The organism is Streptomyces sp. NPDC050439 (assembly GCF_040655335.1).
Lineage (GTDB): Bacteria > Actinomycetota > Actinomycetes > Streptomycetales > Streptomycetaceae > Streptomyces.
The window spans coordinates 699,348-715,106 of sequence record NZ_JBFAJT010000002.1 but is presented as its reverse complement, the minus strand read 5'-3'; the positions used below and the strand labels follow the sequence as shown (position 1 = coordinate 715,106).

The 15,759-nt window shown below is 72.5% G+C and carries 14 protein-coding genes; 11 read left to right on the top strand and 3 right to left on the bottom strand.

Annotated features, from left to right (window positions below):
• Window positions 1-338: 338 nt before the first annotated feature.
• The 9 genes from AB0I66_RS10405 to AB0I66_RS10365 all read left to right on the top strand — a co-directional run bounded on the left by AB0I66_RS10405 (window position 339) and on the right by AB0I66_RS10365 (window position 10,509).
• Entirely contained in the window at window positions 339-2,495 is a 2,157-nt protein-coding gene (locus AB0I66_RS10405) for a hypothetical protein (protein WP_363207344.1), read from the top strand.
• Between the two features lie 222 nt (window positions 2,496-2,717).
• Window positions 2,718-4,262 carry a GT4 family glycosyltransferase PelF gene (pelF, locus tag AB0I66_RS10400; protein WP_363207343.1) on the top strand — a complete coding sequence of 515 codons (1,545 nt, stop codon included), beginning with the start codon at window positions 2,718-2,720 and terminating at the stop codon, window positions 4,260-4,262.
• On the top strand, window positions 4,259-5,698 hold the full coding sequence (locus AB0I66_RS10395) for a hypothetical protein (RefSeq protein WP_363207342.1): 1,440 nt from the start codon (window positions 4,259-4,261) through the stop codon (window positions 5,696-5,698). The genes pelF and AB0I66_RS10395 overlap by 4 nt, the downstream gene beginning before the upstream one ends.
• 97 nt (window positions 5,699-5,795) lie before the next feature.
• Window positions 5,796-6,797 (top strand): GDP-mannose 4,6-dehydratase, encoded by a 1,002-nt coding sequence (locus tag AB0I66_RS10390; protein WP_363207341.1) that lies wholly within the window; start codon window positions 5,796-5,798, stop codon window positions 6,795-6,797.
• 47 nt (window positions 6,798-6,844) lie between these two features.
• The gene (locus AB0I66_RS10385; RefSeq protein ID WP_363207340.1) at window positions 6,845-7,558 is read left to right on the top strand and encodes a nucleotidyltransferase family protein; all 714 of its coding nucleotides are present in this window, start codon (window positions 6,845-6,847) and stop codon (window positions 7,556-7,558) included.
• A 7-nt stretch (window positions 7,559-7,565) separates the two neighbouring features.
• Window positions 7,566-8,528 carry an NAD(P)-dependent oxidoreductase gene (locus AB0I66_RS10380; RefSeq protein WP_363207339.1) on the top strand — a complete coding sequence of 321 codons (963 nt, stop codon included), beginning with the start codon at window positions 7,566-7,568 and terminating at the stop codon, window positions 8,526-8,528.
• Entirely contained in the window at window positions 8,525-9,190 is a 666-nt protein-coding gene (locus AB0I66_RS10375; RefSeq protein WP_363207338.1) for a spherulation-specific family 4 protein, read from the top strand. Before AB0I66_RS10380 ends, AB0I66_RS10375 begins: the two co-directional genes overlap by 4 nt.
• A 119-nt stretch (window positions 9,191-9,309) precedes the next feature.
• Entirely contained in the window at window positions 9,310-10,005 is a 696-nt protein-coding gene (locus tag AB0I66_RS10370) for an endo alpha-1,4 polygalactosaminidase (protein ID WP_363207871.1), read from the top strand.
• A gap of 117 nt (window positions 10,006-10,122) precedes the next feature.
• Window positions 10,123-10,509, top strand: coding sequence for a hypothetical protein (locus AB0I66_RS10365; protein WP_363207337.1), 387 nt, complete (start codon window positions 10,123-10,125; stop codon window positions 10,507-10,509).
• 67 nt (window positions 10,510-10,576) lie between these two features.
• Here the strand turns inward: AB0I66_RS10365 and AB0I66_RS10360 are convergent, their stop codons facing one another.
• From AB0I66_RS10360 to AB0I66_RS10350, 3 genes are all read right to left on the bottom strand, one after another.
• Window positions 10,577-12,691, bottom strand: a complete 2,115-nt coding sequence (locus AB0I66_RS10360) for an MMPL family transporter (protein WP_363207336.1) — start codon at window positions 12,689-12,691, stop codon at window positions 10,577-10,579.
• 240 nt (window positions 12,692-12,931) lie between these two features.
• Entirely contained in the window at window positions 12,932-13,246 is a 315-nt protein-coding gene (locus tag AB0I66_RS10355) for a hypothetical protein (RefSeq protein WP_363207335.1), read from the bottom strand.
• Complete coding sequence (locus tag AB0I66_RS10350) at window positions 13,243-13,626, bottom strand: winged helix-turn-helix domain-containing protein (protein WP_363207334.1); 384 nt, start codon at window positions 13,624-13,626, stop codon at window positions 13,243-13,245. Before AB0I66_RS10350 ends, AB0I66_RS10355 begins: the two co-directional genes overlap by 4 nt.
• Before the next feature lie 207 nt (window positions 13,627-13,833).
• Between AB0I66_RS10350 and AB0I66_RS10345 the strand changes: the two genes are divergently transcribed.
• Window positions 13,834-15,015 (top strand): sensor histidine kinase, encoded by a 1,182-nt coding sequence (locus AB0I66_RS10345; RefSeq protein WP_363207333.1) that lies wholly within the window; start codon window positions 13,834-13,836, stop codon window positions 15,013-15,015.
• Window positions 15,012-15,722, top strand: coding sequence for a response regulator transcription factor (locus tag AB0I66_RS10340; RefSeq protein WP_363207332.1), 711 nt, complete (start codon window positions 15,012-15,014; stop codon window positions 15,720-15,722). The genes AB0I66_RS10345 and AB0I66_RS10340 overlap by 4 nt, the downstream gene beginning before the upstream one ends.
• The last annotated feature ends 37 nt before the right edge of the window (window positions 15,723-15,759 follow it).

The following is a 15,759-nucleotide window of genomic DNA, read 5'->3' as shown; positions in this document are numbered from 1 at the left end:
CCGGTGTCCGCCCGGTGGGCCCAGATCCGATGCGTGTGACCAGCATCTATCTGGTGGCAGGGGATCTACGACCCCTCTGAGCGGCCGCGATGCCCCGGAGCGCCTTGCTCCGGTGTGTCGTCTCCCGTCACGTGTCGCTCATTTTGTGCCGCTAAGCGTTCGCCATCTTTTTTCCGCCAGGTTTCACAGAATCCGCACAGGCCCCACAGGTGGGCCGCACTATGTGACGCGTCAGAGCGACGCGGACACGCAGTGCGATGTGTGTGTGCGTCGTTGGGGGGCGGGCCCTGGGGTGGAGACATCCCCTCGGCCCGACCGTGGAGGGGACCACGCACCGCATGAATCACACCGCACGAGCGGCGGCTCTCGGCGCCACCGCTCTGCTTCTCGCGCTCTCGCTGCCCGGCACTCCGGCTTCGGCTGCCGAGTTGCCACGCATCGACCTACGCATCCTCGTGGTGACCGACGGAGGCCCCGCCACCGCCGCGATCACCGCCGAACTCGACGGCCAGGGCACGCCGTACACGACCGTCGACCTGCGGCAGAGCGGGCGGCCGGTGATCAACGCCGCGTTCCTGGCGGACACCGTGGACGGCAGGGCGCGCGCCAAGTTCCAGGCCGTCGTACTGCCCAACGACAACCCGTTCGCGGCCGGTTCGGCCGAGATGGCCGCCCTCGCCACCTACGAGCAGACCTACGCCGTCCCGCAGGTGGACGCCTACACGTACGCCAGGCCCGAAGCGGGCCTGCAGACACCCGAGTTCAGCGGCCCGCTCGACGGGGTGCGGGCGCAGGTGACCGCGTCGGGCAAGAGCGGTCCCTTCGGATACCTCGCCGGGCAGGTGCCCTTCGAGGACAACGCGCCCGACACGAACGAGAGTTACGGCTTCCTGTCCGAGCCCGCGCCGGGCGCCGACTTCACGAGTTACGTCGACGCGCCGATCCCCGGCACCTCGGAGCGCGGCTCACTCGTCGGTGAGTACCGCCACGACGGGCGGCGCGAGCTGGTGGTGACGTTCGTCTACAACCAGCATCAGCAGCAGTTCCGGCTCCTCGCCCGCGGCATCGTGGACTGGATGACCCAGGGAGTCCAACTCGGCTCCTCCCGCAACTACTTCGCCGTGCACGTCGACGACGTCTTCGGGGCCGACGACCGTTGGGACAGCGAGCTCAACTGCACCCCCGGCGACGTGGACTGCCCGCCCGGCCAGGGCACGCCCGACCCGATCCGGATGACCGCCGACGACGCGGCCTACGCGGCCCAGTGGTCCAAGGGGCGCAAGTTCCCGCTCGACATGGCCTACAACGGCGGCGGCAGCGAGCTCTTCCGCGAGGAGAACGGCGGCGCCGACCCCCTGGCGGACCGGCTGATCGCCGACCGCGGCGAGCACCGATGGATCAACCACACCTACAACCACCCCTTCCTCGGCTGCGTCCAGGACGTCAGCGTCGTGCCGTGGACCTGCGCGAAGAACGCGGACGGCGGCACACGCTACGTCTCGCGCACGGAGATCTCCCAGCAGATCTCCGACAACCGCAACTGGGGGCAGCGTGCCGGACTCCCGCTCGACAACGACGAGCTGGTGACCGGCGAGCACTCGGGCCTCAAGGTCCTTCCGCAGCAGCCCGACGACAACCCGAACCTGAGCCCGGCCCTGCGGGACAACGGCGTGACCTGGCTCGGCTCGGACAACTCCCGGGACCGGGGACAGCGCCCGGTGGGCTCGGCCCTGACCGTGCCGCGCTTCCCGATGAACGTCTTCTACAACGCGGGCCGCGCGAGCGAGCAGGTCGACGAGTACAACTGGATCTACACCCGCAAGGCGGACGGCGGCAGCGGCGTCTGTGAGAACTCCTCCGTGGCCACCTGTCTGGAGAGCCCCCTCGACCCCGCCACCGGCTACGAGGACCACATCGTGCCGGTGGAGTCGACGATCGCGATGGGGCACGTCCTGGCGAACGACCCCAGGCCGCACTTCATCCACCAGTCGAACCTCGCCGAGGACCGCATCGCGTACCCCGTGCTGGGCTCCGTCCTCGACGCATACGGCGAGCTGTTCGCGGACAACGCCCCCGTGGTCAACCTGCGGATGGCCGACATCGGCGGCGAGCTGCGCTCCCGCGCCGCCTGGGACACGGCCGTCAAGGCGGGCCGCGTCACCGCCTACCGGATCGGCGGCAAGGTGACCGTCCAGGCACCGACCGGCGTAGCGGTCCGGGCCACCATGCCCACCGGGACCGTACGGCAACTTCTGCTGGGCACCGACAAGTTCGGGACCGCGTACGCGGGAAGAACCTCCGGCTGGGTGTCCCCGGGACTCCTCCAGAGCCGCGTCACGCTCAATCTTCCGTCCGCGCCGGCCCTGGCCAAGGCGGCAGGAGAGCCCGACATCGCGAAGGCGGCCAGGAAGCTGCCCGTCCCGCCGGGCGCCGCCACGTACGTGAAGCCCGGCACCGACGGTCACACGCCACGCGCGCTGCCGGCCCGGCGCTGACCTGACGGTCGCACCCGGTGGCCGGCCGGCCCCTCCCGGCCGGCCACCGGGCCCGAGAAGCCGCCCGCACCGCCCCGTCGGTCAGGGTTACACCGCACCACCATCCCCCCGCGCCCGTACGACCCGCATGCCGCCGTTCACGGAACGCGCCCACCCCGGCCCGCCGGGGAGGGCGCCGCCGTCGGCTCCCTCGCGTTCGTATCTCACCCGCGGAGCCTCACCATGTCCGACTCGCCCTCGCCCGTGCCGATACCGGCACCCTTCCCCGCTCCGTCGCGCCGGCCCGCACGGACCCGCGTCACCCTGCTGACCGAAGGCACCTACCCGCACAGCCACGGTGGTGTCAGCGTCTGGTGCGACCAGCTCGTCCGGGGCATGCCCGACATCGACTTCGGCGTGCTCGCCGTCACCGGCACCGGCCGCGAGAGCCTCGCCTGGGAACTGCCGCCACACGTCGACGAGCCCGTCTGCCTGCCCATGTGGGGCCCTACCCCCGCCGGGCACCCCCCGCGCGGCCGACGCCGACGGCAACTCCTCGGCTCCTACGAGCAGTTCCTCACCGCCCTGCTCGACCCGGCCGCCGAGGACGGCTTCGCCCCCGCACTGCACGACCTCGCCCGGCACGCCCGCGACGGCGCCCTGGCACCCGCGCTGCGCACCGACCGCGCGGTGCACGTCCTGACCTCCGTGTGGAACGTCCCCGGGCGCGCGACCGCCGAGGCGCGGCCGACGCTGCACGACGCGGTCACCGCCACCAGCCTGCTCGAACACGCGCTGCGCCCGCTCGCCGCCCGGCCTCCGGAGAGCGGCGTCGCCCACGCGGTGAGCGGCGGCATAGCGGCCATGACCGGTCTCGTGGGACGCCAACTCCACGGCGTACCACTGCTGTTGACCGAGCACGGCGTGTACCTGCGCGAGCGCTACCTCGGCTACCGCACGGGCCCGTACAGCTGGCCCGTCAAGGCCCTGCTGCTCGGGTTCTTCCGGCTGCTCGCCGAGGAAACGTACCGCCAGGCATCCCTGATCACCCCGGGCAACCGCTACAACCGCCTGTGGGAGGAGCGCGGCGGCGCGGAGCCCTCCCTCATCCGCACCGTCTACAACGGCGTGGACCCCGAGGCCTTCCCGCCCGCGGGCCCCGAACCGGCCAACCCCACCCTGAGCTGGGCGGGCCGGGTCGACCCCATCAAGGACCTGGAGACCCTGATCCGCAGCTTCGCGCTGGTCAGGCAGGAGATCCCGGACGCCAGGCTACGCCTGTTCGGCGGTACTCCACGCGGCGGCGAGGCCTACCGCGAGCGCTGCGAAGCACTGGCCGCCGAGCTCGGCCACGGCGACGCGGTGATCTTCGAGGGCCGCGTCGAGCACATCAAGGACGCCTACTCGGCGGGCAACGTGGTGATGCTGTCCAGCATCAGCGAGGGCTTCCCCTTCACCCTGATCGAGGCCATGTCCTGCGGGCGGGCCACGGTCTCCACGGACGTCGGCGGGGTGCGCGAGGCCGTGGGCCCCACCGGACTCGTGGTGCCTCCGCGCGCGCCGGAGGCCATGGCGCGCGCCGTCGTCGAACTGCTCCGCGACCCCGCGCGCCGAGCCGCGATGGGCGAGGCGGCGCGGCTGCGCGTGATCGAGCAGTTCACGCTGCGCCAGACGGTCGACGCGTTCCGTTCGATCTACGAGGAGCTGGGCACGCCAGGTCAACAGGGCCTGTATGTGGGCGAGTTCGCGGGCCATGGCGCCCCGGTCCCCGGCGAGGTGGCGGGATGAGCGGCCCCCTCCCTCTCAGGCCGCGCGGCACACACGCCCGCGGCGCGGAGCACGGCGAGGCGTACGGCGCCGACGACACCCTGGCACTGCGCCTGGCCCGTCCGCCCCGTACCGGCCCCCTCGACAACCGGCCCCGCACACGCCCCGGCGTCGCGCTGCGCCCCGCAAGGGCCGACGACCCCGTGGACCGCCTCGCCGCCGAACTCGCCGACGAGGCAGGCGCGGCCGTGCACGCCTACGAAGTCGCCGCGCTCCTGGAGTCGCAGGGCCTGACCGGCGACAGGATCCAGGAGACCTATGGGCACCCCGATCTGTTCTCGCTGGCGGACGCCGTCTTCCGGCGGGTGCCGCGCAGTCATCCGAAGCCGCCTGTGCCGCCCGACCCCTGGCGCCCCGACCACCTGCGCTGCGCCCTGCGCGGGCTGCTCTTCGCGCTTCCCGGCACGGCATACGTACTGGCGCAGGGCGCTTGGGGGCCGGCCTCCGGGCTGTACGGGCTGATCGCCGCCGCGCTGGTGTCCTGGGCCTGGTCGCAGGCGCTGAGCCACCGCGCGTACAGCAGGCTCGCGACAGGGCGGCACGAGGCGGGACGCACCCTGCTGGCCGGCGCGCCGCTCGGCGTCGTGGCCGCGTCGGTCACCGGCCTGCTGGTCGCGGGCCCGGGACCCGCCGCGCTGTTCGCCGTCGGACAGTCCTGCTACCTCGCCGCGGCCGGGCTGCTGCTGGTGCTCGGCCGCGAGAAGATCCTCGCGGCGGCGCTCCTGCCGGTCGTGGCGGGCGCGGCCGCCCTGCCGTGGTGGCAGCCGCCGGAACTCCTGCGCACCGGGCTGCCGCTGCTCACTGTCCTGCTCGCGACGGCCGCCGCGGGGCACGCCCTGCGCTCGGCACTGCGGGCGACCCCGGTGCCGGGCCCCGCGCCACGCCTGGCGCACTCCCTTCCGTACGGCCTGTTCGGGCTCGCGGCCGGTGTGCTGACCGCGGTGGCGGGACAGCAGGAGCCGTACGCCGTCATCGTGCTGACGCTCAGCATGGGCCTCGCCGAGTGGCTTCTCTACCGCTACCGCGGACTCGCCGTGGCCGCCCTGCACGCCTCGACCACTCCCAGAGGCTTCCGGCTGCGCTCCGCGCGTGCGCTCGCCGTGTGCGCCGCCGCCTATCTCGTGCCGCTCGCCCTGGGCGCCGTACTCGTCGGAGCAGGCGTGACAAGGCTCCTCCTGCTCGGGGCCGTGCTGTGGACCGCCCTGCTCCTGCAGGCGTTCGGTGCGGCCTGGCCGTCCGCCGCGCCCTGTGTCGCCGCCGCGGCCCTCGCGACGGCACTGCCGCTCACCGGCACCGTGTCGACGCCCACCGCCCAACTCATCGGCTGCGGCGCCGCAGCCGCGGCGCTCCTCGCCGTCGCCGTCCACCATCTGGGCAGGCCCACGGCGCACGCCTGAGCCGGCCCACGCCGTCCGGCGCCCCGTCCACCGGGCCCTGCCCCCCGCCCGCCGCACCACCTTCGTCACCGTCCCAGCATCAGCATCAGGAGCACTCATGGCATCCGCACCACTCGTCGCCGTCACCGGAGCCGAAGGCTTCATCGGCTCGCACCTCACCGAGGCGCTCGTCGCGTCGGGCCACCGGGTCCGCGCCATGGCGCAGTACAACTCCTTCTCCTCCTACGGCTGGCTGGAGACCCTCGCGCCCGAGGTGCTCGCCGAGGTCGAGATCGTCCTCGGCGACGTACGCGACCCCGGCTCGGTCCGCGGCCTGGTCACCGGCGCCGAGACCGTCTACCACCTGGCCGCCCTCATCGCGATCCCGTACTCCTACCAGGCACCGCACAGCTACGTGGACACGAACGTGACCGGCACGCTCAACGTCCTGGAAGCCGTGCGCCACCTGGAGATCCCCCGCCTGGTGCACACCTCGACCAGTGAGACGTACGGCACCGCGCAGACCGTGCCGATCACCGAGGACCACCCCATCAACACCCAGTCCCCGTACGCCGCTTCGAAGGCAGGCGGCGACCGGCTCGCCGACAGCTACCACGCGAGCTTCGAGACGCCCGTGGTGACCCTGCGGCCCTTCAACACCTTCGGACCGCGCCAGTCGATGCGGGCCGTCATCCCGACCGTCATCGGCCAAGTGGCCTCCGGTTCACGGGAGATCACCCTCGGCGACCTGCGGCCGACCCGCGACTTCACCTTCGTCGCCGACACCGCGCAGGCCTTCATCGCCGTCGGCACCGCGCCCGCGGACGCGGTCGTGGGCCGCACCTTCAACGCGGGTACGGGCGGCGAGATCTCCGTGGGCGACCTGGTGCGGCTCATCGGCAAGGTGATGGAGGCCGACCTCGACGTGCGCGAGGACGAACAGCGCATCCGCCCCGCGGCCTCCGAGGTGATGCGCCTGGTCGCCGACGCGAGCCGACTGCGCGCGGCCACCGGCTGGGCGCCCGGACACGATCTGGAACAGGGCTTGGCCCGCACCGTCGAGTTCTTCCGCGACCCGGCCAACCTGGCCCGCTACAAGACGGACATCTACAACATCTGACGCCCCGACGCCTCGTCACCCCCCTTTTCACACTAGGGAGTTCTGCCATGCACGCAGTCATCCTCGCCGGAGGCAAGGGCGTCCGGCTCCGGCCGTACACCACCGCGCTGCCCAAGCCGCTCGTCCCGATCGGCGACCAGCACGCCATCCTGGAGATCGTCCTGCGCCAGCTGGCGAGCGCCGGCTTCACCAGCTGCACCATCGCGATCGGCCACCTGGGCCACATCATCCGCGCGTACGTCGGCAACGGCGCCCGCTGGGGCCTGCGCGTCGGCTACTCCACGGAGGACAGCCCGCTCGGCACCATGGGCCCGCTCCTGACCATGATGGACCGGCTGCCCGAGCACTTCCTCGTGATGAACGGCGACATCCTCACCGACCTCGACTATGCGGACGTCCTCAACAGCCACCGCACGTCCGGGGCGCCCCTGACCATCGCCACGTACGCACGTCAGGTGCGCATCGACTTCGGCGTGCTGACCACCGACTCGGAGCGCGTGGTCGCCTTCACGGAGAAGCCGAGCGTGGACTACCGCGTCTCCATGGGGGTCTACGGGCTCTCGCGCGACACCCTCGCCTCCTACACGCCCGGCCTGCCGCTCGGCTTCGACGAGCTGGTCCTGGACCTGCTGAAGACCGAGACCCCGCCGCACGCCTACGCGTTCGACGGCTACTGGCTCGACATCGGACGCCCGGACGACTACGACCGCGCCAACGCGGAGTTCACCTCGCACCGCTCCCTTCTCCTCAAGGGAGCGTGAGGGGTCCGTGCGTGTTCTCGTCCTCGGCTCCACCGGATACCTGGGCGGGCACATCGCCGAGCGGCTGCACGCCCTGCCGGGCGTGCGGCTGTTCCGCGGCGGCCGCGCCCCCTCGGACGAACTCCGGGTCGACCTCGCCCACATGACGCCCGCCGCGCTGGCCGAGCAGCTGGCCCGGGCCGAGCCCGACGCCGTGGTCAACTGCGTGGGCGCGGTCGGCGGCAGCACGCTGACCCTCGCCGAGGTCAACTCCCGTGGCCCGGCGGCCCTGTGCGAGGCCATGGCGTCGGCGGCACCCGCCGCGCGCCTGGTGCATCTCGGCTCGGCCGCCGAGTACGGGCCGACCGGCGTCGGCGAGCGGACGGCGGAGGACGCCGGCGCCCGCCCGGTCGCCCCCTACGGAGCCACGAAGCTGGCCGGAACGCTGGCCGTCCTCGACGCGCGGCTCGACTCGCTCGTGCTGCGGGTCACCAATCCGGTGGGACCCGGCGCGCCCCGGGCCGGACTGCCGGGGCGGCTCACCGCCGAGCTCGGCCGCGCGGTGGCCAGGACCCCGCACGCCGCCATCCACCTCGGTGACCTGTCCGCGTACCGGGACTTCGTCGACGTACGCGACGTGGCGCACGCCGTCGCGCTCGCCGTGACGCTGCCGGGGCGGCTGCCGCGCCTGCTCAACATCGGCAGCGGGCATGCCGTGCCGGTGCGGGATCTGGTGCACGGCCTGGTCGGCGCCGCGGGCTTCACCGGGCGCGTCGAGGAATCGCTCGGCAAGGTGGGCCGGTCTGTGGCCGTGCCCTGGCAGTGCGCCGACATCGGCGCCGCGGAACGGGAGTTGGGCTGGACGCCGACACACTCCCTGCGGGATTCGGTGACCGCGCTGTGGACCACGGACGGTGCGCCGCGGACGCGGCCGCAGGGCGCCGACGGCGGCTCGCCGCCTCTCGCACAGACCGGCGGGGACGCGCGATGACCCTGCTGGTGCCGCTGTACGTCCACCCGGCCGCGGACCCCGCGGCCTGGCAGGCGCTGGTGGCTGCCGCGCCCCAGCTGTACGGCGTCGTCCTCAACGCCGCCGACGGTCCGGGCACGGCACCCGACCCCGCCTTCACCGCCGCCTCGCGGGCCCTGCGCGAGGCGGGGGTGCGGGTGCTCGGGTACGTCGACACGGCGTACGGGGAGCGGCCGCTGGCCGCCGTCACCGACGACCTGGACCGGTACCGCGCCTGGTACGGCGTCGACGGCTGCTTCCTCGACCAAGTCGCGTCCGGGCGCCGCGAGCTGCGGCACTGCCGGCGCATGGTCCGTGCGGCGAGGGAGCGGGGCGCGGACACGGTGGTCCTCAACCCAGGCGTGCATCCGGCGCCCGGCTATGCCCGCGCCGCCGACCTGATCGTCACGTTCGAGGGGCACTGGACGACGTATCTGCGCTCGTTCGACGCCCCGTCCTGGACGGCAAGACACCCCCCGGAGCAGTTCTGCCACCTCGTCTACGGAGTGCCGCCCGCGCTGGCCCGCCTCGCCGGGCGCACCGCCGTACAGCGGGGCGCGGGGGTGCACTGCGCGGTGCCCGGCGCGGGACCCAACCCGTGGACACAACCACCGCCCCTGCCGGTGTCCGGAGGCACGTCGTGAAGCATCGCGCTTCGTGGTTCGGCCCGCTCCTCGTCACCGTCCTGCTGCTCGCCGGGTGCACGTCGGCGGCGCGGGACGGCGGGGACGGCGGGGGCGGCGGGGACGGCGAGGCTCCCGAGATCTGGCGGCCCCGGCCCGGCACCGCCTGGCAGTGGCAGCTCGACGGCCGCGTCGACCCGCGCGTGGACGTGCCCGTCTACGACATCGACGGGTTCGAGAACCGCGCGTCCGACGTCGCCCGGCTGCACCGCGACGGGCGCCGCGTCATCTGCTACATCAACGCCGGTGCCTGGGAGTCCTTCCGCCCCGACAGCGACGACTACCCCGCATCCGTGCTCGGCCGCGCCAACGGCTGGAAGGGCGAGCGTTGGCTCGACATCCGGCGCCTGGACGTGCTGCGTCCGCTGCTCGCGAAGCGCTTCGACATGTGCCGCCGCAAGGGCTTCGACGCGATCGAACCGGACCTGCTCGACAGCTACCTCAACCGCACCGGCTTTCCCCTGACCGCGCGCAACCAGCTGGCCTTCAACCGCATGGTCGCCCGCCTCGCGCACGAACGGGGCATGTCCGTCGGCCTGAAGAACGACCTCCCGCAGATCCCGCGGCTCGTGCGGGACTTCGACTTCGCGGTCAACGAGGAGTGCGCCCAGTACGGCGAGTGCGCGTCACTCACCCCCTTCGTCAAGGCGGGCAAGGCGGTGCTGCACGTCGAATACGCCGTGCCCAACGAGAAGTTCTGCGCCCGGTCGAAGCGACTCGGCCTGTCGTCCATGCGCAAGAAACTGAACCTGGACGAATGGCGCAGGCCCTGCTGACAGCTTCGCCAAGGCACCTGGGGGCACCGCGTAACCGATGATCTTGCTCTCGCGTTGGTGTGCCGGGGCTCGGCATGTCCTGCCGGGCCATGACGCGAAGGCTTGGGGTCACTCATCATGCAGGACATCACCAGGAAGATCGCCGTGGGGATCGGGGCCATGGCCGCGGCGCTGGGCTGTGTCATCGTCTCGGGGCCGTCGGCGGTGGCCGACGGCAAGTGGTGCAACCACTCGGTGTGCATCGAGACGTACGACAGCGGCACGTACCTCGGCAGGGTCGAGGTCTCGGTCACCAACACCAACCAGCCGCACCGCATCAGCGCGCGCGTGTGGACGACCAACGGCTGGAGCGCCAACACCAAGGTGGAGGACGTCGCCAAGTTCCGCACCTACCGCGACCAGGCCTACCCCCAACGCCACTTCCCCGCGGGCACCCGCCTCTGCGCGGAGGGCTTCCGCGGCGGCGACAGCGTGGGCCTCCCCTGCGTCACCCTCACGAACTGACCGCGACTGGGCCGGGCCCGCCGCGTGCGGCAGGCCCGGCCATCAGGCCGTCAGGCCGTCAGGCAGGTTACCGTGTCGGGTTCGGGGCGGTGTGCGTGGCGGGGGCCGACCCCGCGTCGGCCTCGTCCCGGCGTAGGTCGTGGAAGAGGCGGCCCGGCCACCAGAACCAGTGGCCCACGTCCAGGGCGAGGGCGGGCACCAGGACCGTGCGTACCAGGAAGGTGTCCAGCAGGACGCCGATGCCGACCAGGACGCCCATCTGCGCCATCGTCACCAGGGGCAGGCCGGCGAAGACCGCGAACGTCGCGGCCAGCACGATGCCCGCCGAGGTGATCACTCCGCCCGTGCTGGTCAGGCCCTCCAGGACGCCGCGTGTGTGGCCGAGGCGCGCGGCTTCCTCCTTGACGCGGTGCATCAGGAAGATGTTGTAGTCGATGCCGAGCGCGACCAGGAAGACGAAGCCCATCAAGGGGATCGACCAGTCGACGCCCGCGAAGCCGAGCACGCTCTCGAAGAGCACGTTCGACGCGCCGAGGGCCGCGAGGAAGGACAGGACCACTGTCGCCAGGAGGAGGAGTGGGGCGACCAGCGAGCGCAGCAGCCAGATCAGTACGCCGAGGACGACCAGGAGGACGATCGGGATGACCGTCCGCATGTCGCGGTCGGCGGCGCGCTGGGTGTCCAGGGTCTGCGCCGTGGTGCCGCCGACCAGGGCGTCCGCGCCGTCGACCTTATGCACGGCGTCCCGGAGCCGGTCCACGGTGTCCTCGGCCGAGGGGCTGTCCGGGGCGTCCTTCAACACCACCGGGAGTTGGGTGAGTTCGCCGTCGGGGGAGCGGTCGCCGGTCTCGATCAGGGCGACCCCCTCCACTCCCGACGCGGCCGAGCGGACCTGAGCGGCCTGCCCCGTGTTCGTGACGATCTTCGCGGGGTCCGACGCGCCCGACGGATAGTGGGCGGAGATCTTCTCCTGGGCGACGACCGACTCGGGCTTGTCCTGGAACATCTCGGACTGCGTGAGGCCCAGGTTGATGCCGAAGGCGCTGAGCGCGAGGACTCCGGTGACGGCGACGGACATCATCCACGCCCACCGCGGACGCCGTGCGACGGCGGCGCCGACGCGCGACCAGACCGTACGTTCCTTGCGCGCGGGCGTGCCGTTCCTCGGCACGAACGGCCAGAAGACCCAGCGGCCCGCGACGACCAGCAGCGCGGGCAGCACGGTGAGCATCGCGAAGAGCGCGCAGACCACGCCGACGGCGCCGACCAGGCCGAGGGAGCGCGAGGAGTTGATGTCGGCGAAGGCCAGGCAGGCGAGCCCGGCCGCGATGGTCCCGGCCGACGCGAGGATCGCGGGGCCCGAGCGGCGCAGCGCGGTTGCCATCGCTTGGTGCCGGTCCTCCTGGCGGTGCAGTTCCTCGCGGTAGCGGGCGATGAGCAGCAGGGCGTAATCGGTGCCGACGCCGAAGACGAGCACCATCAGGACGCCCGCGCTCTGCGGGTCCACGGGCAGATGCGCGTACTTGGCGAGGAGATACGTGCCGACCTGGGTGAGCACGGCGGCGAAGCCGACGGAGATCAGCGGGAACAGCCACAGGACCGGGCTGCGGTAGGTGATCAGGAGCAGCACGGCGACGACGATGCCGGTGGCGATCATCAGCGTCGAGTCGAGGGTGTCGAAGACGGCGACCTGGTCGGTCAGGGAGGCCGCGGGACCGCCGATTTCCACGTCCACGCCCGGTGGCGCGTTGGCTCCGGCGATCTCGCGCAGCTCGTCGACCTTGTCGGTCAGGCCGTCGTCGTCGGCGGACATCGGGACCATGACGAGCTGGGCCCTGCCGTCGTCCGAGGGGACCGGCCGTGAGACCTGCTCGCCCTTGGCGGTGAACTCCGCGAAGGCGGCCCGGTCGGCGGCGGCCACCCGTTCATCCGCGCCCCGGCCGGTGTAGACGACCACGGCGGGCATGACGGTGTCGTCGCGGAACTTCTCGAGCTCGGTGTTGACCTGGGCCGACTCGGCGCCGCGCGGCAGGAACGCGTTCGCGCTGGTGTCCTCGACGTCGCCGAGTTTCCCGGCCAGCGGGCCGAGGGCCACCGCGAGGATCAGCCAGGCGGCGAGGACCAGCCATTTGGAGCGCCGGCCCGATGGTGCGGCGGCGACGCGCCGGAGCAGCGGACGCATGAGTAGTCTCCTTCGTCGTGGAGCGCGCCGCCGGTCGGAAGACCGGCACAGGGCGCACGGGGCCCGCACCACGGCGCTGTAGGTGTGACGACCTGCCGTGGCGTACGGGTGGGTGTGAGAGTCCGGGCCGCTCGGGCCCGGGGTGCGTGCCGCGTCGCACGGCCGGGAGTTGCCGCTCCCGGCCGTGCCGTCAGCAGACGGCCGTTCTTCGGACTTCCGCGTCCTGCCGGCCTCTTGCGGCTATTCGATCTCGCGCATCATCTTCTCCATGGAGCCGACGGAGTGGCGGGTCTGCGCCAGCTCCTCCCGGGTCTGCCTCATCTCCTCGATGGAGCGCCGGTGCAGCTCGACGTTGTCCTCCAGGAGCTGCGCGTACTTCGAGGCCAGCGCCTTGTACTGCTCCTCGCGGGCGGCGAGCATCCGGGCCCGCCAGGTGGCGGCGACCTGCCAGACGATCACGATGAGCAGAAGGAAGAAGCCGGCCGCGCCGACGCCCCCGACCCATGCGCCCACGGCGTCGCCCCCGTCCGCGAGCGTCACCAGTTGTCCGTTCACTTCGCTTCCTCTTTCGTGGGTGCCGCGGATCCCGTGGTCTCCGCGGTCTCTTTGGGGCGGGTGTCGGAGAGGGTCCGGACCGCCCTGGCGAACAGTTGCGGCGTCAACTCGTAGAGAAATGGCGCCACTTCGAAGTACTTCATGGACTTGCCGTCCTCGGCGACCTCCAGCGACCCGATGACGAGGCCGGCGGCCTCGAGCAGCTTCAGGTGCATGTGCAGCAGCGGACGGCCCATGCCGATCTCGCGGGCGAGCGCGCTGACGTAGTTGCGGCGCTCGGTGAGCGCCGCGACGATCCGCATGCGGTGCGGATTGCCCAGCGCGCTGAGTGCCTTAAGGAGCTCGTCGCCCGTCGGTTCCGGGGTCGGGACCTCGGCCATCGCGGCCTCTCTTTCGTGCCTGTCAAGAAAAGCTGACATGAGGACCCGCTACCTGTCAAAGATTCCTGACACATCTCAGGGTTAGTTAGGGGTCGGATGAGGGTCGCGGCCCGGGGAGTTCTCGGGGGCGCTTCTCGGGGGCGTCCGCGCCGGTCCTACTCCCTGTGTCGTACGCGCCCTGCGCGCGCGACTCCTATCGTGAGTTCCGTGACCACCGCCTTCCGCTCCTGGCAGCGGCGCCTCCCGTGGCCCCTGTCCCCGCAGCTCACGGACCTGGCCGTGGCCGCGGTCGTCGCGCTTCTCACGGGTCTGGACGCGGCGGTCAACGGCCCCGGCCACCGGCAGGCCGACTGGCTGACGTGGCTGCTGTTCGCCGTGTCCGTCGCGGCTCTCCTGGTGCGCAGCCGGTGGCCGGTCGCCGTCACCGTCGTCACCGGGGCGGCCTGCGCGGGCTGGGCGCTGTACGGGCACATCGGGGAGCTGCTCAATCTGCCGGTGATGGTCGCGCTGTACGCCCTCGCCGTACGGGGCGACCGGCGCCGCACGCTGCGGACCGCCGTGGTCGCCGCCCTCGTGTCGGGGACGGTCTCGGTCATCGCGGGCAAGGACGTGGCACAGCCGCAGGGCGCCCCGCTCCTGGAGATGCTCTGGCCCCTCGTGCCGCTGCTGCTCGGCGAAGTGGTGCGCGGGCGGCGGGAGTTGCTGCAGGAGTACGCCGAACGGGCCGAGCGGGCCGAGGCCGACCGGGAGCGGGAGGCGCGGCGCAAGGTCGACCAGGAGAGGGTGCGCATCGCACGCGAACTGCACGACGTCATCGCCCACACCGTGTCGGCGATGACCGTGCAGGCGGGCCTCGCCCTGGACGCCCTCGACAGCAGACCCGAGGTGGCGCGGACGGCGATGCGGCAGGTGCGGACGTCGGGCAAGGAAGCCGTGCGCGAGCTGCGGACCACGGTGGGGGTGCTGCGCGAGGGCCGGCGCACGAGCGCCGCCGATCCGGCGCCCCGCCTCGCGCAACTGGACGAACTGGTGGAGGGGGTGCGCGGCACCGGACCGCGCGTGTCCCTGCACACCGACACGGGTGGCCGGGAGCTGCCGCAACTGGTGGAGTTGGCGGCGTACCGCATCGTCCAGGAGGCCCTGACCAACGTGATCAAGCACGCGGACGCCCGGCACGTGGCCGTGTCGGTTGCGCTGGTGGGCGAGGACCTGGCCGTCGAGATCACCGACGACGGGCAGGAGCGTGCCGAGGCCTCGGGGGAGGGCTACGGCCTGATCGGCATGCGCGAGCGGGCCACGACGATGGGCGGCGACCTGGAGGCGGGCCCGCTGCGAGGCGGCGGGTGGCGAGTGCGTGCGGTGCTGCCCGTCGAGGGAGGCGCCCGATGAGTGAGCGGACGAACGAGCGGAGGGGTGAGCGGACGAGTGAGCGGATCCGGGTGGTCCTTGCCGACGACCAGACCGTCGTCCGTGCCGGCTTCCGCGCTCTGCTGGACCTCACCGACGACCTCGCCGTGGTCGGCGAGGCGGCGGACGGCCTGGCGGCGGTGGAGCTGACCCGCACCACGCGCCCGGACGTCGTCCTGATGGATGTCCGCATGCCGCGGGTGGACGGCCTCGAAGCCACGCGGCGCATCGTCGCCGACCACGCCCTCGACGCCGTACGCGTCCTTGTCCTCACCACCTTCGAGACCGACGAGTACGTCTTCGAGGCGCTGCGCGCGGGCGCCGCGGGGTTCCTGCTCAAGGACATCGAACCGGACGACCTGCGCGCAGCGATCCGCACCGTGGCCGCCGGGCAGAGTCTCCTGGCGCCCGGGGTCACACGCCGGGTGATCGAGGAGTTCGCCCGCCTCAAGGCGCCCGAGGCCCAGGCGCTGCGGCTCCTCGACCCGCTCACCGACCGGGAGCGCGAGGTGCTCGCGCTGGTCGGCCGCGGACTGTCGAACGACGAGATCGGCGCACGGCTCCTCATGTCGCCGCTGACGGCGAAGACGCACGTCAGCCGGTCGATGACCAAGCTCGGGGTGCGGGACAGGGCCCAGCTGGTGGTGCTCGCCTACGAGACGGGCCTGGTGCGCGCGGGCGAAGCCTGATCCCGCAGTACCGTCCGCGCCGGCCGGTACTCCGCGG